Here is a 20,561-nt window from a genome sequence, read left to right on the forward strand (position 1 = left end):
TTTTACAGTTAATCGGCTCAAAGTGGGAAATACAGCAGAATTAGCTACATGAAATCCATTTATTTTAAATATCTCTAGTATGCGGGGGCGGATGGGGATGCTGAAGCTCCTCCACCACCGACAAAAAAGCCGAGCCCCATCCCTAGGATGAAGCTCGACTCTGTTACATCAGCTGACGTTCCTCGCCATAGCGGCGCTTGAGCTGATTCAAGAAAAATTGCAATGAAAGGAATAACAACGCAAAGCTTGTCCCTGCGCTGAGAATAATCCAAGGGTGCAGCCGGATATATCGCGCGCCGTAAGCGATCAGCGACAGCCATTCCCCAGAGGTGCTGATCGTGATCTGGAAGCCGGCTTCCTCGTCGCCAATCGTCTCGGTACCACCGAGCACGATATTGAAAACGGCAAGCTGGCCCAGCAGGAACAGCACCTGCATGAACTCGCTTAAGAAGATGAACATCATTTCATTCCGCATCGAAGGGAATATGTGCCGAAGCGTCCGATGCCAGAACGAACCGCCCATGAGGCGGGACGCTTCAATGAACATTTTGCCACTATAATAGCGTGTCCGATCTGCGATCTGATGTGCCAACGGGAACATCCCAATCAGTGTAATTAAGATAATAAAGGTGATGCTAAACAACAACTTGTTGTGCGGATCCGCTTTGGCCCCGAGATCGAGCCTTAGCCCGTAATACATCCCCGCCAGCGGTGGATAAAGGAAAATAAATGCCGGCACTGCGGCAACCGCCCACTGCAAGGAACGTAGAAGGCCTCTCCCCTTGCCCGTCATTCCGCTCCATAATCCCCAAGGCAACGCCACCGCAAACCGAAGCAAAGTCAGACCGAGCGCCGTGCCTAGTGTGTACTTTAACCCATTCAATAATAAGCTGAGCATGTCGAACCCACGGTGATCGGTACCAAGCAGGAAGGTGCTATTGGGAGCGTACGGCGGGATTGCGTACCTGGTTTTCCCGTCTTCTTGGTATTGGATCATGTTGATTTTGTCCTCTGGAGAGATTCCATGCGGCTTCAACCAAGACCCGAACACCATCACCAGCAGGAATAGCGCCATGAAAGCAATGGATATATAAAAGGCTGTAGAAGGACGCTTTCTCATGGTCTAGCCACCTCCTCCGCACGAACCACGAACCGCTTCCGCAGCAGCGCATACAGGATATGAAAAGCCATGGCAACCACACCAAGCACCACACAGATCGCCGACATGGAAGTAATCCCCTGGTAGATCGGCAAAATGATGAAGCCACCTAAACCTCCAATGCCACAAATCGCCTCCGCAACTGCCATACTAGCAAGGGCTAATGTCGTAGCTCTTGGCAAAATAGCCAACACATCCTCCATCACATTCCGCAGCACATGGAAAAAGAGCACCTCGCGCCGCGTCAGTCCTTTGGCCAGTGCAGTGACAACATAATCCTGCCCCAGCTCACGTACAATGGCGACACGCAGTGTCCCATAAATCGTAACCGACGGAATCAACGCAATCGTAAGAAACGGAATGAGAAACGGCGTTCGGTCTCCCACTTGAACGATCAACAGTACATAATGACCGAGGAGCTTAGTCGCGTAAATCGCCGCCAATTGAATCAACACGATCAAGAAAAAGTCTGGTAATCCAACAAGCAGCGCATGAATACCATCCAGCACGACGCCAACCCGCCTTGATATGGACGCCCACAGAGCAACTAGCATACTGAGCAGGATGGCGAGCAGCAAGCCAGGTATGAAATAGGTGCAGGTTTTGAGCAGCATCTTAGGAATAGCCGTTGTCATCGCAACTTCCTTACGCGTATAAGGATCACGATATTTCCCAAAATCGCCATGCAAGAAGCCTTTAAGCTGATCTTTGACGGTGTAACCATAATAGCGCCACGAAATGATCGGCTTTTCTAGCGGAACGACCGAGGATCGCAGCACACCTTTGATCGTCATAGCCGTACCTTGGTACTCCCAGAACTTGCCGTAGGGGACTTCTATCAGACCACTTTTCTCATTCAAAATCTTACTGCCAGGCAGCATCTCACTTAGCTTCTGCATGCTAATACTGGCATTGACCGACACTTTGATCTGATCGGGCTGGACGGACAAGAACATCTGCCTAATATTACTCAGCAAAAAAATACCGATCAGCGTGATCGCACCCAGCAATAGCCATCGTCCTATTGACTTCACTCCGTGCCACCTCTTTTGTAATTTACCTTAGGTAAATAATCATTGTATGGTCATAGTTTATCACGAAGGTTTTGGGCAGGACTAGTCTATTCTATTGAAAAAAGAAAAAGCCTCCGCCTCCCCTAACAAACAGGGAGGCGAAAGCTTCCTAAGAACTGAACTGCGCCTGATGCAGGCGGCTGTACACACCGCCAACAGCGATGAGTTCCTCATGCGCGCCTTGCTCGGTGATGCCCTCTTCCGTCACAACGACGATGCGGTCCGCGTTCTTGATCGTCGCGAGTCGATGCGCAATGACGAGTGTCGTGCGGCCCTTCGACAGCTCCGCCAAGGACTGCTGGATCGCCGCTTCGGTCTCGGTATCCAGCGCCGATGTCGCCTCATCTAAGATGAGAATCGGCGGATTCTTCAAGAACATGCGCGCAATCGCGAGGCGCTGCTTCTGCCCGCCGGAGAGCTTGACGCCGCGCTCTCCGATGACCGTATCCAGTCCCTTCGGCTGGGACTGGATATAACTTTGCAGCTGCGCGCGCCGCGCAGCGTCCCAGATCTCCTCATCCGTCGCGCCTAGCTTGCCGTACGCAATGTTCTCCCGCATCGTGCCGGAGAACAGGAACACATCCTGCTGCACGATGCCGATTTGGCGGCGCAGCGATTCCAGCTCGATATGTCGAATATCGACACCGTCAATGGCGATGCTGCCCTCGCTGACATCGTAGAAACGAGGCAGCAGGGAGCAGATCGTCGTTTTGCCTGCGCCAGACGGGCCGACGAATGCAACAGTCTCCCCTGCACGAATGGAAAGGGAGATGTTATTCAAAACACGAGCTTCGTCCCCATACCCGAAGGACACGTTGTTGAATTTGATTTGGCCGTCGAGATGATCCACCTTCCGAGCATTCGGATGATTGGCAACCTCCGGCTCGGTGTCGATAACCTCTACATAGCGTTTGAAGCCAGCAATCCCCTTCGGATAGCTCTCGATGACATTATTGATTTTCTGAATCGGGCCTAAGAATACATTCGTTAATAGAACAAAGGCAATAAACTCACCATAGCTAATTTGCTTATCGATAACAAACCACGTACCGCAGATCAGTACGAATACCGTTACGGAACGCATTAAGATATAGCTTAAGGAAATGTTCCACGCCATGATTTTATAAGAAGCCAGCTTCGTCAATCGGAATCGGCCATTGTTCACCTCGAACAATTTCTTCTCATGAGCTTCGTTCGCGAACGCTTGTACGACACGAATACCGCCGATGTTATCTTCCACTCTTGCATTAATATCCGCGAGATCTCCCATCATGCGACGGAAGGTTTTGGTCATTTTCTGATTAAAATACACCGCAATCCACAGCAGGAATGGCACAATAACGAACGTTAGCAGCGCTAGCTTCACATTAATTTGCAGCATCAGCAGAAGTGCACCAATGAGCGTCATCACGGCAATGAACAGATCCTCCGGACCATGATGCGCGACCTCGCCGATTTCAAGCAAATCATTCGACATCCGTGACATGAGTTGCCCTGTTTTGTTGTTGTCATAGAATCGGAAGCTCAGCTTCTGCAGATGCGTGAACAACTTTTTCCGCATATCCGTTTCAATGTTAATCCCCAGCATGTGACCCCAATATGTAACGACAAAGTTCAGCAGTGTGTTCAGCACATAGACGGCCAACAACCCCACGCACGCCCAAATAATCCAAGCCCAATTCCCTGCAGGAAGCAATTTATCGATAACCTGATTGACGGCTAGCGGGAACCCAAGCTCCAGTAACCCAGCCACCACCGCACAAGTAAAATCCAAAATAAATAAGTGCTTATAGGGCCGATAGTACGAAAAAAACCTTTTCAACATGTGTCTATACCACCTTTCGTATCGTTGACAACCAACATGACTTCGAGCTTCTAACGGTTGCAACACTGCCTATTATACCTGAAATCCTCCACAAATAGGCAGTTGTCGGAGGACATGTATCCAATATTTTCATATGAATAGGTATATCATATCCTGGCTGTGGAGGCATGTCATCATGTTCAACAACTCTATGGATACGCGAACTGCTCTTCGCCTCGCAGCGATGTGCGGCCAAAGCTATACCCAACTGGAACAAGGTACGGAAGGCGTCATCTTACCCGCTGCCTATCGAATCGTGACTCCGTTTACGGCGAATTCTGCCTTTGGCGGGCGCGAGCTATTTGGCTTTATTGCAGAATCCGATAGTCAAATTGTGATTGTATTTCGAGGCACGTCCACCACATCGGACTGGATCTCGGATGCCATTGCCAGACAGACTGATTTTCCCTATGCCAAAGCAGGCGGTCTCGTACACCAAGGGTTTCTAGATATTTACGAATCCGCCCGTAAACAAATTGTAACGGCCATGAGCAAACTATCCTCTCACAAACAACTCTACCTCACGGGGCACAGCCTCGGTGGCTCGCTCGCCACGTTATGTGCTTCAGACTTGGCTACGAACACCAAGTTCAAAGATCCCTCCATCTATACGTTCGGTTCGCCACGGGTAGGTAATACGACATTCGCAGGCCAGTTTAACCGCAAAACAGGTCCCCACTATCGCGTATATAATCGTAACGATATGGTTCCTTCCCTGCCGCCGCTCGTTTACAAATCGCCTCGTACGGGTGACCTCTATCACTATATTCATGTAAAAAAGGCCGTTGAGCTCGACTTTCCAACCGGATCATTCGCTGGTAATCATGCCGTTAGCAGCTATTTCACAGAACTGGCTAAGCTCGATCCGAAATATGCGAAGCTCCTCTGCGCCAAGACGCCGGGCTTCTGTCCGAATTGAAAGAGACTATGGGAAAGTCCCCATAGTCTCTTTTTTCACCATATAAGTCTATTAATGCTGCGCGGGGGCTTCTGCCGCATTCTCTTTTACAGCGAAATGCTTCTGAATCAACGAAATTTGACCTGAGTGAATACCTGTGTGGTACATCAATCTGCCAACTGCTTCCAGCGGTGTCGATGGGCCCATTGGGGATTCAACTGGCACGCTCCAAGCCTCTTCAGGCAGGTTACGCATCGCTTCAATTAGAAAATCATTCGAAGCTGTCAGATCATCGACCAATTCTTGTAGGTTGGTGAACGCAGGTTTTACCTTCGGGCCATTCGGACCACCTGCTGTATACAGCTTAATACCTTCTGGAATTTTCACACCCAAAAACCAGTTAGCAAACATATATTCAACCTCAGCATTATGACGAAGCATATAGCCGATGGAAGCTGAACCCAATTCAAGGGTCAAATCAGCTTCAGGGAGCTTTTGGACTGTTTTATGAAAACGACCTTGGATCGCGTTCCAAATTGGCAATACGGTTTCAAAACTCATGTTTACGCACTCCTTCGGGATTCGGGATTCGAGATTTGGGTTTTGGGATCGTACTAGGATGTTTTCGCTGGTTGGTGACCATCTCTAGCTACATGCTCAAACTTCGTCGCTGCCAAATCAATATCGTAGGCCTGACCAAAGCCAGCTACATAGCGGCCTTCCGTCGTCGTAAGCTCGAATAAGGAGAAGTCAAGCGTTTTCAATACATGAATCATTTGCTTACCAAAACGCTCACCGAACAGCTCGAAAATATCTTCTTTATCTTCATTCCCAATATTAGTTGCCGTACATACGAAACGAGCACGTTGTCTTGCAAATAGATTCTCTGTGGAAGCTTCATCTTCAATTAACATCACATCAACCGAAGGGTTCTTCTCCATATAACGGAAGTGGTTCGCAATTCGGCTAATAAAGATATACAGCTTACCATCTTTCTTTACGAAAGGGGCATAGGATGTGAATGGTTTACCTTTATCATCTACCGTACTTAGCATTAACGTTTTCAAACCTTCGGAGAACTTCAAATACTGCTGCTTGCTGGTTTCCAGATCCTGTTGTTTCATTAGGACACGCTCCTACTTTTCTTTAGAATATGTATGCGGGGACCCGCACCGTGCTCGCCATATTGAATGTCAGTTTCTACCTCGTACACATGTCGGAGCAGATCGCTCGTCATCACATCGTTCGGCTTACCATATTGATAACGTTGTCCATTCTTCAGCACACAAATGTTATCGCTATACGCGCTGGCATGATTCAAATCATGCAGAACCATGACCACGGTAAGGTTAAGTTCACGATTTAACTTACGGACTAGCTCCAGTACATCCAATTGATGCGCGATGTCCAGGTAGGTTGTTGGTTCATCGAGCAGTAGTACTTTGGGACGCTGTGCCAATGCCATAGCAATCCAAGCACGCTGTGCCTCGCCACCGGATAACGAATTTACAAGGCGATCCTTGTAACCCATCATGCCTGTTTGCTCTAATGCCCAGTTAATGATGTCGTAATCTTCGCCATTAAAGCGTTCAAACCACTTCTTGTGCGGCATCCGGCCGTAACCAACAAGCTCTTCAATCGTCATGTCGGCTGGGCTTGTGTTGGATTGACACAACATGCACATGATGCGCGATACCTGCTTCGTGCTGAGCGATTGCAACTCTTGCTGTGCAATGCAGACGCGACCGCTCTCACACGGGATGAGCCTGGACACACCTTTGAGAATCGTCGATTTCCCAGAACCATTGGGTCCGATAATCGTAACGACTTCTCCTTCTTTCACATCCAGCGAGAAATCGTTGACGATTGTTCTTTCCCCATATCGAATCGTTAAGGACTGTACATCAAGCACGGGCGGATTCCCCCTTTCGCATCAGATACAGGAAGTAAGGACCCCCAACCATCGCCATAACAATGCCGGAGGGTATTTCTAAAGGAGCGAATACCGTGCGTCCGAGCGTGTCTGCTATCAGCAGAACGAGCGCTCCAAGCACAACACTCAGCGGCAGCATAACGCGATAATCGGAACCAATCAGCATGCGTGCGATGTGCGGGACGACAAGTCCTACGAACCCGACAAGCCCAACTGTCGATACCGAAATAGCAGCTAAGTAAACAGCAACGAAAGAAAGTGTGAAACGGATGCGCGTCAGGTTCTGACCTAAGTTATGTGCTGCCTGTTCGCCTAGTCGCAAGATATTCGCTTGGCGAATACACAGAAGCGCAGCTATCCATCCGATGAGGGAATAAGGGAGAATTGTCGTAACACCATCCATTCCCTTACCAGACAAGCTGCCGTTCAACCATTGAAGTGCAGTCGGAAGCTTGTCGCTATATAGAATAGAGAGTAGTCCGATTACACCGCCGAAGACGGCATTAACGGCAACGCCGGATAGAATAACCCGAATTGGTGCAAAGCCTGTTTTTTTACTCCACGCCCATACATAGACCATGATGGCAGCTACGGAGCCTCCAACGATGGCGGCTAGCGGGACTAAGGAGTACAAGGTAGGAAAGGCCAATAAAATAAGCAATACAGCAACCGCTGCACCACTCGAAACGCCAGTCAATCCAGGATCTGCAAGTGGATTGAGCAGGACAGCTTGGAGTAATGCACCGGAAGCTGCAAGATTGGCCCCGATTACTAGGGCTAGAAAAACCCTGGGGATACGAATATCCCACAGAATGGTTATATTGGACTCACTTCCATGACCAAAAACGGTGAGGAGGGTATCCATTGGTGAAATACGGACGCTGCCCAGGCCGATGGAAAGCAATGTGCCCACGAGAAGCAGCACACATGCGATCCCTATATACGTGACTTTTCTTTTCTGCTTCTCGACCACGAATGCATTCCCCCGTGCTTATTTATACAAAACTTGCGCTAGATCTTTGAATGCTGCAGGTGCATTGACGATGGATGCAATCCCGAAAAGATTATAATCTAGAGGTTTGAATTTACCGTTCTTGAACGCGTTCAACTTCTCCCATGAACCGTTCTTCTTCAAGTCTTCTTCTAACTTCTTAGATACAGCTGCAGGGTCGCCATGAGCTACCAGCAAAATCACATCTGGATTCGCAGCAACAATGCTTTCCATGTTCAGTGGCACATACGCTTCTTTCAGCTTAAGAACGTCGGAGACTACGTTGGAAGCTCCCAGTTGCTTCACCAAGCTGCCTGTGAACGTGTTCTCGTTCATGAACATCAGGGATTCAGCGGATCCGAAAAGAATAAGGACTTTCGGCGCTGGTTTCCCTTTGCCAAGCTCACGTGCTGCTGTTTCCTCGGTGATTGTTTTCTCAAGCAATGCTGTTGCTTTCGCTTCTTGCTTGAATAATCGACCCAAGACGACTGTAGAAAGCTTCAGTTCTTCTAAGGAATCTACCGGAATGTAGGCAGATGGCAGCTTAGCCGGTTGGAATTTCTTCTCTAGACTATCTTTGATGGACGCTGGCGAAACAATCACATCAGGCGTTAGTTTAGCAATTTGCTCTAAATCAGGTGCGTGTGAGCTGCCGATTTTCGTCACATTCGCATAAGCTGCTGGCATCTTGCTCGTTGTCGTTGGTACGCCAACTGGCATTACGCCAAGCTCATTAAGGATCTCCGAGATCCCTACAGAGACGGTAACGACTTTCGCAGGGTTTGGTGTTTTGAACTGAGCTAGCAGCTCAGTCGCCTTAGCTTCATCAATCGCAACCTTCGGCGCTGCTGTTGGTGCTGCAGTTGGAGCTGGCGTTGCGGCAGCTTTCGCTGCGGCACTTGCTGCTGGTGATGCAGCTGTTTCAGTGGAAGTCCCTTGACCGCAAGCGACAGTCAACGAGAGTAATAGTACGGCCATGCCTATTTTTACGGATGCCTGTTTCATAATATGTTGAATCCCCCTGTTTGTAATTGATAATGATTTTCATTATTATTATAGTGATAATGATAATTGTTTTCAATAGAAATTTTATTGTCGTATTTTAGTCAGCCGAATTCCGCTAAAATTCTGCATGCAAAAAACCGTGAAAGGTGCGAATTCGCTACCTTTCACGGTCTATTGGACTTTGTTAGTACGCCTATTCGAGCTCTGCAAAGAGCGCCGATGACAAATATCGCTCGCCGGTGTCCGGCAGAATGACGACGATTGTCTTCCCATTATTCTCAGGTCGCTTTGCCAGTTGAACGGCTGCAAAGGCTGCAGCCCCAGACGAAATGCCGACGAGAAGCCCTTCGCTTTTGGCCAATTGGCGCGCCGTCTCCATCGCCTCTTCATTGCTAACGGTGAGGATTTCGTCCACAATGGCCCGGTTGAAGTTATCCGGCACAAAACCTGCGCCGATCCCTTGGATCTGGTGCACACCACGTGTGCCGCCAGACAACACGGGAGAATCCGCAGGTTCAACAGCCACAATTTGAACATCGGAATGCCGCTGCTTCAGAATCTCTCCTACACCCGTAATGGTGCCTCCTGAACCTACGCCTGCTACAAAAATATCAACCTTTCCGCCCGTATCTCGCCAAATTTCTTCTGCCGTGGTCGTGCGATGAACCTCAGGGTTGGCTGGATTGCTGAACTGCTGCGGGATATAGGAATTGGGCAGCCCAGTAGCTAGCTCCTTGGCCTTGCGAATGGCACCTTGCATGCCTTCCGCAGCTGGCGTGAGCACAAGCTCTGCGCCTAGCGCTCTTACAATTTTGCGGCGCTCCTCACTGAACGAATCCGGCAAAATAATGATCAACCGGTAGCCCAATGCAGCTGCTGCAAAAGCCAGACCTATGCCCGTATTCCCACTCGTCGGCTCGATAATGACGGTGTCCTGATTGATTTTCCCCTTGCGTTCTGCGTCCTTCAGCATGGCATAGCCGATGCGATCCTTCACGCTGCCCGCCGGATTGAAATACTCCAGCTTCGCGACAATGCGAGCTTCAACCCCTTGCCTTTTATTAAAATTCCAGAGCTCCAGCAACGGTGTATTTCCGATGAGTTCTGTTAAATTATTATATATTTTGGTCATAGGAGACCCTCGCTTTCGCAGGTGTAATATTAAACCGATACGTTTAGTGGGATATTTATCAAGTATAACACCTGTTTTGAGGGAACTTAAATCAATAATCCTGATGAGGAGGTGTGGTATTTTCTTATATTGGGGGATTTAGGCGACGGGTCGTTGCGCATCCCCGTGTAGCTGAAGGGTGGTGATGCCACCTGTATTGGTAATGATAATGGGAAGCTTTACCTGTATAAACTACAGCTAATTCCCGTGATTTCTCGGGAAAATCGGTTTTAAATGGAAAATCTACAGTTAATAATAGCCGAACTTGCCTTTACAGCCTCCTCGGTCAAAATTAACTGTACAAAATCCATTTATTGCGATGAATTAGAAAAATGCGGCGAAATTCACATCATAAAATCCATCTAGTTCGACTCTGAAGCATATTAAGCGAAATTCGACGCAAGTCAGTGTGGATTAGAAGAGAACTATGACTCGAACATATGGTACACTGATTTTTAGATGATAACTATCATAAATAGAGTGCAAGGAGAACCGACAATGAAACTGGTATCTTGGAATGTGAATGGCTTGAGAGCCTGCGTGAATAAAGGGTTTACGGATTATTTTAAAGAGGTGGATGCGGATCTCTTCTGCTTGCAGGAAACAAAGCTGCAGGAGGGGCAAATCGACCTCGATCTAGGAGAGGGCTATAAGCAATATTGGAACTATGCGGAGAAAAAAGGGTATTCCGGTACGGCTGTTTTCTCGAAAGTGGAGCCACTTTCTGTCCGATACGGTATCGAAGAAGATTCCGAGCCTGAAGGTCGCATCCTGACCTTAGAGTTCGAGAATTTCTACCTCGTTACTGTGTATACGCCCAATGCGAAGCGTGATCTATCCAGATTGCCCTATCGGTTAGAGTGGGAGGATCGGTTCCGTGATTATTTAGTCGGTTTGGATGCGGTTAAACCAGTGCTGGTTTGCGGTGATTTGAATGTTGCCCATCACGAGATCGATTTAAAAAATGCCAAAGGCAACCACAACAACTCCGGCTTCACCCTCGAAGAGCGTGGCAAAATGACGGACTTGTTAGCAGCAGGCTTTCTCGATACGTTCCGACATCTGTACCCGGAGAGAACCGACGTGTATTCGTGGTGGTCCAATATGCCTGGCGTTCGTGCCCGGAATGTGGGCTGGCGGATTGACTATTTCCTCGCATCAGCCCGATTAGCACCGAAGATCACGGAGGCATCCATTGCCTGTGATATTCTAGGAAGCGATCATTGTCCGGTGGTATTGGAGCTGGATTTAGCCTAGAGCACGTGGCTGCTCCCAATCCCCGACTTAAGGAGGAGCACCCGCTCCGACCATGGTCGCTTCTGGAAATAACTCCCTGAATGGTAAAATCGAATCAACAAGAATTCGATGAGAGCTGTGAGGGATGCAAAATGAAGAGAAACCGAAGAAGACGACGGAATTGGGTGTTTGGTATTCTAGCTTTCCTAGCCGTTGGGATCGCGGCTTATGCCTTGCTACTGTATGGTAACCCCGACGATATCAAGGATCAAGGCTTCGTTACCGCGAAAGGTACCATGCCTGATCTATGGTATACCGTACTATGGTTCCACGCCGTTTCTGGCGGCATTGCGCTCGGCATTGGTTGGCTGCAATTCATCAAGAGGATCCGTCTCCGAACACCGAATGTCCATCGCGCGATTGGCTATGTGTATGCAACGATGATTACGGTAGCAGGTGTGACTGGTCTCTACATGGCTTATTATACTAGCGGTGGTTTGAGCGCTCAGCTTGGCTTTGGAGCTCTATCTCTCATGTGGTTGTACACACTTTACCAAAGTTTAAAGAGCATTATGGCCGATCGCAATCCGCGCGCGCACGGTCAATGGATGCTGCGAAATTACGCATTGTCCTGCGCAGCGATCTCGCTCCGTGTTATGACGCCACTCGCAGCTGTGTTCTGGGGTCTCACGGATACGAACGATACGTTCGGCGTCATTGCTTGGATCTGTTGGTTGCCGAATTTGCTCTTAGCGGAGATGATCATTCGCGCTGGGCTTCGGAGAGTGGTGCGTCCTTTGAACGTGTAGGCATTAGATAGACAAGAACCCCCTTTAATTGCGAATGGGGTTCTTAGCTGTTTAAGTTGATTCAGGGTTAACCGCGAAAAGTGAATGGATATTCCCATCTGGATCAGCAAAGAAGGCCGTTACGTGCCCCCAGGACTTTACTATTGGCTCCATAATCGCCGTAGCTCCTTTGGAGACGTACTCCTCATAAAGAGCATGCACATCTTCTGGTGTGTCACATTGAAAATTAAACTCAAAAGCTTGCCCTTTGCGCTCTTCCAGAAATGAAGGATGATCATTCGTATTATTCGCCATAAGAGGAGTCGTGAAAATGGCTAGACGAACGCCGCTATTGTCGAATTCAACATAATCCGCTTCTTCCACAACAATACGAAATCCAAGCACATCCCGATAAAAATGAGCTAGTCGTGCCACATCCTGCGATAACATTGTGATGCCTTCTAATTGGATTCTCATTTGGCGATCCCACCATTCTTTCGTTTCCTAAAATTGTACCATGTACAACTATATGGGATCAAGTGTTCTTATTTGATTTCTACTCAATCAGCAGATCCTTAATGACAGTCCTCATCTGATTTTCTGTTAATGTACCTACTCGGTTGTAGGCAACCCTTCCCTGCTTATCTACGAAAATGGAAACTGGAATGGATCGAAGTTTGTAGGCTTGCGTGACCTTTTTATCGGGATCGAGCAACACACGGAAGGAATAAGGATGTTCTTTCAGATATTCGCTTACCTTCTCCTGACTTTCACCGACATCAATAGCCAATATAACGAGATTGTCATCTTTATAATCGTGATACACCTTCTCCATATCCGGCATTTCTTTGATACACCACTTGCACCAAGTTGCCCAAAAGTTGATATACACGTTTTTGCCTTTCAGATCGCTTAATGTTACCCGCTGACCTTGTAAGTCCGTTACTGTAAAATCGATCGCTTTCTCCCGCTCCTGAGTATCAAGTAATAGCGTGTCGGGCATCGCACCCCCCTCAATACTTTCCGTATTTGAAGCTGCTGGCTGCAAGCTGGAGGATTCTACGGCCGCTTTTTCACTAATGCTATATGAGCTTGTTAAAAAGGAAAGGGACTGATTAATCATCTCCATCCGATTCGTGAAAACGAGAAGACCCATAAAGATCATAATGACGCCGCTGACGATGGAGAAAATGGGCAAGTATTTGGAAACCTTTTTCAACAATCGGGATAAATGTTCGACCAAAAAGGCCGAAAGCACAAATGGCACCGCCATCCCTAGCGAGTAGGCTGTGAGGAGAAGGACTCCCTTCTGGATCGTTTCCATGCTGCCCGCATAGATGAGAATCGTAGAGAGCATCGGACCGATACAGGGTGTCCAACCCACTGCGAATGCCATCCCTACCAGAAACGGACCCGTTTTCCTCGCAGATGGGCCGCTAGTTAGGAGCCTTTTTTCGGAATACAACAATTTAATCTTAAATATCCCTGTCATATGAAGTCCAAACAGAATAATGACTACGCCGCCAATCTGTCTAAAAATCGATAAATTGGACGTAAATAATTTGCTGATCGAACTTACGGAAATACCTAAGCCTATAAACACAAGGGAGAAGCCCAGTATAAAGAACAAGGATTTATAGACGACCTGACTCTTCCCTTTGTTTGTAACTAGTTCGGTCAGAGATGAGCCTACAATATAGCTGAAATACACAGGAATGAGCGGAAGAACGCAAGGGGATATGAATGAAAGCAGCCCCGCTGTAAAAGCCAAGATGAAGTCCAAATCGGTTCTCCTCCCATGATCGTTTTGACCAAAATGGGCAAAATGGGCAGCCTTGCGGCTACCCATTTCACCTCTTATTTAAGTAAGTTGTATAACACTTGAGCTGCTTCTGCTCTCGTGGATAGGTTTTGTGGGTTAAGCTTTGCGTTATCCCCTGTTAGGATCCCACTCTCAACAAGTGACTTGAATGCTTCTTGCGCAAATCCAGCGATTTGGCCCGCATCCGTGAAACTAGATAATGTAGCTGCCCCATTCCCTTTTGGAAGCTTATTCAGTACACCTAACGAGCGATGTAACAGTGTGAACAGCTCCTCACGAGAGATGCTTTGATTCGGCGCGAATTGGTTATCACCAACACCACCTGCAATGTTCAGACGTTTAGCAGCCGCCAAATAAGGCGTGTAATACGTGTTGCCTGCATCCCCGAAATTGTCTTTCGCGTTCTCTTCCGGCGCTATGCCGTAGGCTTTTAATAGTAGCGTAATGAACTGTCCTCTTGTCAGCTTGTCGTTCGGGCTGAAATGGTTCTCGTCTGTGCCGCCAGCAATCTTATTGGCTGCTAAGAAGTTAATCGCTTGATAGTGCCATGCTGACTCTGGCACATCTACAAAGGCAGATTTCGTGTACGTGATCACAACATCCGTTGCTGGACTTGGGTTATAGCCATACTTGGCTGCATATCTAACTTGATAAGTGCCTGCCGATAGTCCTGTCGTTTCTGTCGCTTTGGCTACTGTGTACTTAGTGGTTCCGGAAAGCTTATATTCCAACTGCGCAGTTGTGCCTGTGATTTTTCCATCAAGACTCAACGAAGTTGTTGCTGCTGCAGCGCTTAGCCCAGATGGTGCTGCCGGTTGCTCCAAATTCAAGTCAATGATTGTGGATGGGCTTGGCTTGAAGCCTGCCTTCGCTGCTGTCCTCACGTAATAAGTGCCTTGCGTAAGTCCTGTAAGGGACGTGCCTGTTACTTGTGCATAAGCTTTGTCTTCTGCACGTTTGTACTCAAGAGCAGTAGACGTACCGCTGATTTGACCATCCTTGCTCGTGTCTGACTTCGGAGCTTTCCCAGTTAGACCTGTTGGAGCTGCTTGCTCAGCCGCACCTTGCAGTTCGGAGAAGGCACGATCTAGAGCCTCAATATAGTTGTTGTAATTGACACCTTTTTTACCATTCAGTTCATAATCCGGTTGAATATCCTTCCACGTGTACATTAACTCAACATGATCAAGAATTGGGGCTGGTTTTCCTTGCGCATCTTTATGATCCTTGTTGTAAATAAAGAAGTAAGGCACTTGCAGCTTGTTAGCTACATGATCAACGCCATTCGCGTCCTTGTAGCTGACGTTATTGCTTGCTTTTGCATAAAGCGTTTCGATATTTGTTAAGTATGTATTAACCAAATCTACGTAACGATCAGCAAATGGAGCTCCGGTTGCACGGATTTGAAGGAAATTGCTGCTATCCGTTCCTACTGGCACATCTGGCGTCCCGCCAATACCTCCGTCCAACTTCGTATCCCAGTTGTACACTTTGGATACATTGTATTTCTTGGCATATTCATTGACATACTTCGCAACTGCCCGTGTATTAGGGCACCAAGAGCATCCGAATAGGAAAACATAGTTCCCTTCGCTTTTCAACACACCATTAAGCTCATCATAGGTTACTGGATCAAGCACGATGTCTTTATCCGCTTCACCAAAGATTGTTTCTCCCGCGAATTCGTTATAGGAGGAGGCAATATAGTTGTTATTATTTTGATCGGCTTGCAACCCTGCTTTCAGGTTAGCTGGAACCGCATCAAAGGCTGCGCTGACTTTCGCTTTATACGCATCCACTTTGGCTTTATCCACAACACCATTAGTTAAAAGTGCGTCGATTCCCTCTACCGAAGAAATAATCGGTGCGTTGGCAGAGCCATTTTTGTTATTTTTGTTGTACACGAACAAATACGGGGTTTGAATCTTTTGAGCTGTCCCTGTCAGGGTTTTGGTAACGAGGTTAGGCGCCTTGCCTGACGTCACATCATTGCTGTACGTGACACTTTCCGAACCCTTGATTTGTGTGCTGAGATTGGTTAAATACTTATTAACCAGATCGACATAACGTCTCGAGATTGGATTATTGGCCGAGTCTGCAATATCTGTAGCCGGGTCTTTACCATCTAACCGCGTATCAAAGTTATAGATGGACTTAATTCCCTTCGCTTGTGCTACCTCATTTATGTATCCGACAACCGATTGTGTTTCTTTACTCCAAGCCCCGCCGAATAGGAATACATAGGTTCCTTCGGAGTCTAGTAAATAATCAAGTTCATGATAAGTTGTTGTTTTAAAAACGTTCTTATCGTCAACAAGATTATCATATTTTTGGTTGAAATAACTGGTATAAGTGCTGTTGATTGGGGCTGATGACGCTGCGGCGCTTGCTTGGTTACTCTGTAAAAAAGGTAATACTAGCGTAGCAGCCAGGACTAGCGTTAATGCTTTATGGGAAGTCGATGATTTGGTCATAGTATTCTCCTCTGTGTTGGTTTCGTTAGTGTAATGCTCCGATTAGCAACCCTCTTCTTCGATGTCGCAGTTCTCTTCATCTTGTGCAGCAGGTGCAGGAGTTGCAGCTGCTTTGGCTGGCGCCGGTGTAGCTACTGGCTTCACTTGAGCAGGCTGTGGCGTCTCAGCCACGGCAGCTTTGGGCTCTTCTTTCTTCACGGGTTCAGCCGTTGGTTTAGGCTCTTCCGCTTTTTTCGGTTCAGCCGCTGTGGTTACTGCTGCTGTTTTTACTTCAGGTGCCTTCGTATTCACGGTAGTAGTTGCTGCAGTGTTCGTTGTGGGCGCAGTTGTGGCTATTGGTGTTGCAGCAGCAGCTTGCGGCTGCGTCGCTTCCACAGCTGGTGTTGCAGCTGCTTGCGGCTTAGTTTCAGCAACTGCGGCTACCGCAGCTTGAGATGGAATCTCCACTTTCGGTGTTGCTGATGGAGCTTGCGTTGTTGTCACAACAGCAGTTGTTCCATTATTATCTGTGCTCTTCGAAGCGGATACGGTGACCGCGTAGATGACAATAAGTACAGCAATCGCTGCGAGTATTGCCAATAATTTAAATTTTGATAGTCCAATGTTAGCCATGTTTGAACATCCCTTTCCTTCTGTGGTTTTTAATTCCATGCCATTGCCATCATGCCAACTTGCTTCTTCGCTGTCATCCTCCTTGCACTTGTTTAGAAGATAAAAAAAAGAGACACAACGAAGAGCAATTACATCTGCTCCTGTTGAATCTCTGGCTGTCCAGTAGATCGCGATCCATATTATCTTGTTACGCAAACGGTGTGTTTGCCTCTCAATGTAAACCTATCTTAAATGGCATGGCGATATATGTCAATGATTTTTTAAATAATTCCCATAGGTTTTATCGGAATTAACTTATTCGCCTTGAAATTAGGCTCCCCATCCCCTGTCGCCAGGCTGAAGTCCGCATTTGGGAGCAGTACGATTACTATGGGAAATCGGTCGCACCACCTAATTCTTTCCGCCACCTTATTAACTGGAAAATCTCCATCTATTTTGACGTCAAACTGCTAATTATTCGCAATAGATGGAAAACGTACAGTTAATTTTTTGAATTCCTCCGTTTTCGAAGGCTAGCCTTGAAATTAACTGCGCTTTTTCCAGTTAATTGAACAAAAGCGCTTATTCGGGCGAAATTAACTGTATGTTATCCAGTTAGTGGCTCCAAGCTCAAGATGATGAGGCTCACGCTTCTCTCTAATAAGGCAACTCATGCCCCTCCAAGTAAGCCTTCAAATTCTCCAAAGACATGGCGTAGCCCTCTTCGGTCGGCTTCGCCTGCTCTTTGCTCTCATAACCCGTCTCCGTGATCGTCACACGTGTGCCGTCACCTTCCTCCGCAGTGAGAAATGTCGTGATCATCTCCGAATCTGGCACACTAAACTCCCATCGCAACGCGAAGCGTTCCAGATGCTCCACCGCCTCGATGGTTGCTCGCAAGGTGACAACCCCCGTCCCCTCATGGTACCCGTTCGGTGAATGATGAAAGTAAACCTCAGCCCCCGGCTCAAGCTCCAGTACGTCCCATGGAGAGCCCGGTGAGTACCACATCGTAAGCTGATCCCCTTCCGTCACCGCTTGCCATGCACGTTCAAGCGATACCTGAATCCAAATACTTTGTACAACAGTAAACTCTCCCACACGACCCTCTCCTTACTTATAAATTCTGCTCAGTTACCCCCGTCGCCGGGTCAAACGTCAGCATTTTCGTGCCGATTTTATCAATAAAGAACCGATCATGGCTGACCGTAATGACTGCACCTGGGAAATGAATCAGAGCCTGCTCCATAACTTGAATGCTCATGAGATCGAGATGGTTCGTCGGTTCATCCAAGATAATGACCGCGGCGCCAGAGAGGAGACACTTCGCTAGCGCGACTCTTGCCTTCTGACCACCAGAAAGGTTGCCAATAAACTTACTGAGGTCCATCTCCGAAAATTGCAGCATGGCGAGGAATTTGTTCACCTTTTTCCGCGGTGCATCCAGCCCTAGGCCGTACGTATTCACCGCATGGCTTACGGTATCCTTCGGATTAAGTTCTTCCCACATCCGGTTAAAATACGCGTAGCTGACGCCTTTCTCCCAGATCACCTCGCCGGACTCCGGCTTCTCCTGTCCTGTGAGCACCTTAATGAGCGTGGATTTCCCGCTTCCGTTCGGGCCCACGATGACTAGGCGGTCTTCCTTTTGAATATCGAAGCTGACGTCTTGGAAAATGGTCCGATCCTCGTAGGTCTGCCCGATCCCTTTTACCTCGCACAGCTTGTCCGGAAACCGCAGGCGCTCATAAATATCCGTGATCAGTACGTTAACAGGGTGTGGTTCGATCCTTTTCTTGTTATCTGCTAGCTGACGCGAGAGACGGTCCTTGGACATTTTCTTGCTGGCGCGGCTGTCGATAGCCTCCGACTCCATGAGGAGCAGCTCTTCTTCCCACTCAAATTGGCGGTCGAGCTCCTTTTTGCGCATCTTCTTTTTGCGGATATAATCGGTGTAATTCCCCTCATATTCCTGAAAACGATAGTTCTCGATCTCGATCACTTGCGTGACCACTTTGTCGATAAACTCCCGGTCATGGGAAATCAGAATCATCGCACCTTTGAACCGATAGAGCCACTGCTCCAACCAAGCGATCCCTTCGATATCCAAGTAATTGGTCGGCTCGTCCAGCAGAACAACATCAGGTTGCTCTATGAGCATTTTGGCAAGCGCCGCGCGGTTTCTCCAGCCCCCGGACAATTCATCGACAGGTTGATGACGAGAACGTTCATTAAACCCAAGCTTCGTTAGAACGGTATTGATCTCAACGGACACATTCCACCCGTCCAAATGCTCCATTTGCTCAAATAGCTCCGCTTGCCTCGTCAGCAGCTTATCCATCTCGCCGTCATCCGTGACGGTGCCAAGCCCTTCACCAACTTCCTGCAACTCGCGTTCAATCATCGCAACCTGCTCAAAACACATTTCCAACTCTTGCTGAACGGACAAGCTTCCGGTCATTTCCGAGAATTGCGAGAAGTACCCTATTTTAACCTGAGGATCAACTTCTACTTTGCCTGACGTGGGCTCTTCTTTCCCCATGATCAGTCTAAAAACCGTCGATTTCCCAGCACCGTTCCGACCAATTAAGCCAATTCGCTCACCTTGACTCACCTTAAAATAAATATCGCGAAAAATCATCGCGTCCTCATATTTCTTCGTAACGTTCTCCAAACGAATTACACTCATGGCTATCCCCTTTGACCTGCATCATTCATTCTAGGCTGATTATATCATGTTTAGGGTCACGACATTTTTAATTAAATAGTGTATTGTACAGTTGACTTGATGTATAGTATAAGTTACATTGTGTATAGAATACTTTACTAAAGGTAAAAATTAACATACAGGAGGCATGAAGGAAATGTCCTATCAAGAGAAAAAGCATATCGTCTCATTTATAAGCACGGTGCTGATTTTTGGTCTCTATTGTTGGTATGTGTTTCAAAAGGTGCAGAATACGAATATGGATACGATGGAAACTCTCCGCTTTTGGGCAGCTGCCATTCTCATCCTAATTCCCGTGTCTGTTGTAGCCAAAATCATCATCGCTATTGTCTTCAATATCATCTATCGCATAACGACGAAGGAAATTGAACCTTCTTTCTCGGATGAACTCGACAAATTGATTGATTTGAAAGCGACAAGAAATTCGCATTATGTCTTTACGATTGGTTTTCTTCTAGCCATGGGATCGCTGGTATTGGATATGACGCCTGCCACGATGTTCATCATTCTTATTTTCTCAGGATTCTTGTCAGAAATGGCCGGTGTATTCACGCAACTCTACCATTATAGGAAAGGAGTTTAAGATGGGCAAAAGTCTGATCAGCAATCACATACGGAAATTACGATTTAATCAGGATGAAATGACGCAACAGCAGTTGGCAGATAAAGTCGGGGTAACCAGACAAACCATTGTCGCCCTCGAACAGGGCAAATACTCCCCTTCTTTGGAATTAGCTTTTCGTATTGCAGGTGTCTTCAAGTTACCCTTGGAAGATGTTTTCTTTGTTGAGAATAAGCAGGTATGAGAATGACCAACGACAATCCATC

Annotated in this window: 20 protein-coding genes; 5 read left to right on the forward strand and 15 right to left on the reverse strand. The window is 47.5% G+C overall.

The window, feature by feature from the left end:
• Positions 1–163: 163 nt before the first annotated feature.
• The 3 genes from GC096_RS37020 to GC096_RS37030 form a co-directional block, all read right to left on the reverse strand.
• Entirely contained in the window at positions 164–1,120 is a 957-nt protein-coding gene (locus GC096_RS37020; protein WP_171638097.1) for an ABC transporter permease subunit, read from the reverse strand.
• Positions 1,117–2,193 carry an ABC transporter permease subunit gene (locus GC096_RS39445; protein WP_171638099.1) on the reverse strand — a complete coding sequence of 359 codons (1,077 nt, stop codon included), beginning with the start codon at positions 2,191–2,193 and terminating at the stop codon, positions 1,117–1,119. The genes GC096_RS37020 and GC096_RS39445 overlap by 4 nt, the downstream gene beginning before the upstream one ends.
• Before the next feature lie 148 nt (positions 2,194–2,341).
• Positions 2,342–4,057, reverse strand: a complete 1,716-nt coding sequence (locus GC096_RS37030) for an ABC transporter ATP-binding protein (protein WP_171638101.1) — start codon at positions 4,055–4,057, stop codon at positions 2,342–2,344.
• Between the two features lie 175 nt (positions 4,058–4,232).
• Here GC096_RS37030 and GC096_RS37035 point away from each other — a divergent pair, with 175 nt between their 5' ends.
• Positions 4,233–5,015, forward strand: coding sequence for a lipase family protein (locus GC096_RS37035; RefSeq protein ID WP_246303267.1), 783 nt, complete (start codon positions 4,233–4,235; stop codon positions 5,013–5,015).
• Between the two features lie 51 nt (positions 5,016–5,066).
• On the opposite strand, the gene GC096_RS37040 is transcribed toward GC096_RS37035, so the two are convergent.
• The 6 genes from GC096_RS37040 to cysK form a co-directional block, all read right to left on the reverse strand.
• Positions 5,067–5,555, reverse strand: a complete 489-nt coding sequence (locus GC096_RS37040; RefSeq protein WP_171638104.1) for a DinB family protein — start codon at positions 5,553–5,555, stop codon at positions 5,067–5,069.
• Positions 5,556–5,608: 53 nt separating this feature from the next.
• Positions 5,609–6,118 (reverse strand): HugZ family pyridoxamine 5'-phosphate oxidase, encoded by a 510-nt coding sequence (locus GC096_RS37045; protein WP_171638106.1) that lies wholly within the window; start codon positions 6,116–6,118, stop codon positions 5,609–5,611.
• Positions 6,118–6,906, reverse strand: coding sequence for an ABC transporter ATP-binding protein (locus GC096_RS37050; protein WP_171638108.1), 789 nt, complete (start codon positions 6,904–6,906; stop codon positions 6,118–6,120). The genes GC096_RS37045 and GC096_RS37050 overlap by 1 nt, the downstream gene beginning before the upstream one ends.
• Positions 6,899–7,900 (reverse strand): FecCD family ABC transporter permease, encoded by a 1,002-nt coding sequence (locus GC096_RS37055; RefSeq protein WP_171638110.1) that lies wholly within the window; start codon positions 7,898–7,900, stop codon positions 6,899–6,901. The genes GC096_RS37050 and GC096_RS37055 overlap by 8 nt, the downstream gene beginning before the upstream one ends.
• 18 nt (positions 7,901–7,918) lie before the next feature.
• Positions 7,919–8,923, reverse strand: a complete 1,005-nt coding sequence (locus tag GC096_RS37060) for a helical backbone metal receptor (RefSeq protein WP_171638112.1) — start codon at positions 8,921–8,923, stop codon at positions 7,919–7,921.
• 193 nt (positions 8,924–9,116) lie between these two features.
• A complete protein-coding gene (gene cysK / locus GC096_RS37065) occupies positions 9,117–10,055 on the reverse strand; it encodes a cysteine synthase A (RefSeq protein WP_171638114.1) in 939 nt (312 codons plus the stop codon).
• Positions 10,056–10,592: 537 nt separating this feature from the next.
• On the opposite strand from cysK, the gene GC096_RS37070 reads away from it, so the two are divergent.
• Both GC096_RS37070 and GC096_RS37075 read left to right on the forward strand, forming a co-directional pair.
• Positions 10,593–11,351, forward strand: a complete 759-nt coding sequence (locus GC096_RS37070; protein WP_171638116.1) for an exodeoxyribonuclease III — start codon at positions 10,593–10,595, stop codon at positions 11,349–11,351.
• A gap of 131 nt (positions 11,352–11,482) precedes the next feature.
• Complete coding sequence (locus GC096_RS37075) at positions 11,483–12,139, forward strand: DUF2306 domain-containing protein (protein WP_171638118.1); 657 nt, start codon at positions 11,483–11,485, stop codon at positions 12,137–12,139.
• A 51-nt stretch (positions 12,140–12,190) separates the two neighbouring features.
• Here the strand turns inward: GC096_RS37075 and GC096_RS37080 are convergent, their stop codons facing one another.
• From GC096_RS37080 to GC096_RS37105, 6 genes are all read right to left on the reverse strand, one after another.
• Complete coding sequence (locus GC096_RS37080) at positions 12,191–12,595, reverse strand: VOC family protein (protein ID WP_171638120.1); 405 nt, start codon at positions 12,593–12,595, stop codon at positions 12,191–12,193.
• A 79-nt stretch (positions 12,596–12,674) separates the two neighbouring features.
• Entirely contained in the window at positions 12,675–13,901 is a 1,227-nt protein-coding gene (locus GC096_RS37085; RefSeq protein WP_216626381.1) for a redoxin domain-containing protein, read from the reverse strand.
• Positions 13,902–13,975: 74 nt separating this feature from the next.
• Complete coding sequence (locus tag GC096_RS37090) at positions 13,976–16,414, reverse strand: S-layer homology domain-containing protein (RefSeq protein WP_171638124.1); 2,439 nt, start codon at positions 16,412–16,414, stop codon at positions 13,976–13,978.
• A gap of 42 nt (positions 16,415–16,456) precedes the next feature.
• Entirely contained in the window at positions 16,457–17,026 is a 570-nt protein-coding gene (locus GC096_RS37095; protein ID WP_171638126.1) for a hypothetical protein, read from the reverse strand.
• A 636-nt stretch (positions 17,027–17,662) separates the two neighbouring features.
• A complete protein-coding gene (locus tag GC096_RS37100) occupies positions 17,663–18,106 on the reverse strand; it encodes an SRPBCC family protein (RefSeq protein WP_171638128.1) in 444 nt (147 codons plus the stop codon).
• 16 nt (positions 18,107–18,122) lie between these two features.
• Positions 18,123–19,694 (reverse strand): ABC-F family ATP-binding cassette domain-containing protein, encoded by a 1,572-nt coding sequence (locus tag GC096_RS37105; protein ID WP_171638130.1) that lies wholly within the window; start codon positions 19,692–19,694, stop codon positions 18,123–18,125.
• Between the two features lie 175 nt (positions 19,695–19,869).
• Between GC096_RS37105 and GC096_RS37110 the strand changes: the two genes are divergently transcribed.
• The gene (locus tag GC096_RS37110; RefSeq protein ID WP_171638132.1) at positions 19,870–20,316 is read left to right on the forward strand and encodes a hypothetical protein; all 447 of its coding nucleotides are present in this window, start codon (positions 19,870–19,872) and stop codon (positions 20,314–20,316) included.
• Between the two features lies 1 nt (position 20,317).
• On the forward strand, positions 20,318–20,539 hold the full coding sequence (locus GC096_RS37115; RefSeq protein ID WP_171638134.1) for a helix-turn-helix transcriptional regulator: 222 nt from the start codon (positions 20,318–20,320) through the stop codon (positions 20,537–20,539).
• The last annotated feature ends 22 nt before the right edge of the window (positions 20,540–20,561 follow it).

Origin of the sequence: Paenibacillus plantarum (assembly GCF_013141695.1) — a bacterium.
GTDB lineage: Bacteria > Bacillota > Bacilli > Paenibacillales > NBRC-103111 > Paenibacillus_E > Paenibacillus_E plantarum.

Excerpts from the sequence above, each read along its gene's own strand:
- GC096_RS37020 (WP_171638097.1), bottom strand. The coding sequence starts at position 1,120 with ATGAGAAAGCGTCCTTCTACAGCCTTTTATATATCCATTGCTTTCATG.
- GC096_RS37030 (WP_171638101.1), bottom strand. The coding sequence starts at position 4,057 with ATGTTGAAAAGGTTTTTTTCGTACTATCGGCCCTATAAGCACTTATTT.
- GC096_RS37035 (WP_246303267.1), top strand. The coding sequence starts at position 4,233 with ATGTTCAACAACTCTATGGATACGCGAACTGCTCTTCGCCTCGCAGCG.
- GC096_RS37040 (WP_171638104.1), bottom strand. The coding sequence starts at position 5,555 with ATGAGTTTTGAAACCGTATTGCCAATTTGGAACGCGATCCAAGGTCGT.
- GC096_RS37045 (WP_171638106.1), bottom strand. The coding sequence starts at position 6,118 with ATGAAACAACAGGATCTGGAAACCAGCAAGCAGCAGTATTTGAAGTTC.
- GC096_RS37060 (WP_171638112.1), bottom strand. The coding sequence starts at position 8,923 with ATGAAACAGGCATCCGTAAAAATAGGCATGGCCGTACTATTACTCTCG.
- cysK (WP_171638114.1), bottom strand. The coding sequence starts at position 10,055 with ATGACCAAAATATATAATAATTTAACAGAACTCATCGGAAATACACCG.
- GC096_RS37070 (WP_171638116.1), top strand. The coding sequence starts at position 10,593 with ATGAAACTGGTATCTTGGAATGTGAATGGCTTGAGAGCCTGCGTGAAT.
- GC096_RS37075 (WP_171638118.1), top strand. The coding sequence starts at position 11,483 with ATGAAGAGAAACCGAAGAAGACGACGGAATTGGGTGTTTGGTATTCTA.
- GC096_RS37080 (WP_171638120.1), bottom strand. The coding sequence starts at position 12,595 with ATGAGAATCCAATTAGAAGGCATCACAATGTTATCGCAGGATGTGGCA.
- GC096_RS37090 (WP_171638124.1), bottom strand. The coding sequence starts at position 16,414 with ATGACCAAATCATCGACTTCCCATAAAGCATTAACGCTAGTCCTGGCT.
- GC096_RS37095 (WP_171638126.1), bottom strand. The coding sequence starts at position 17,026 with ATGGCTAACATTGGACTATCAAAATTTAAATTATTGGCAATACTCGCA.
- GC096_RS37105 (WP_171638130.1), bottom strand. The coding sequence starts at position 19,694 with ATGAGTGTAATTCGTTTGGAGAACGTTACGAAGAAATATGAGGACGCG.
- GC096_RS37110 (WP_171638132.1), top strand. The coding sequence starts at position 19,870 with ATGTCCTATCAAGAGAAAAAGCATATCGTCTCATTTATAAGCACGGTG.
- GC096_RS37115 (WP_171638134.1), top strand. The coding sequence starts at position 20,318 with ATGGGCAAAAGTCTGATCAGCAATCACATACGGAAATTACGATTTAAT.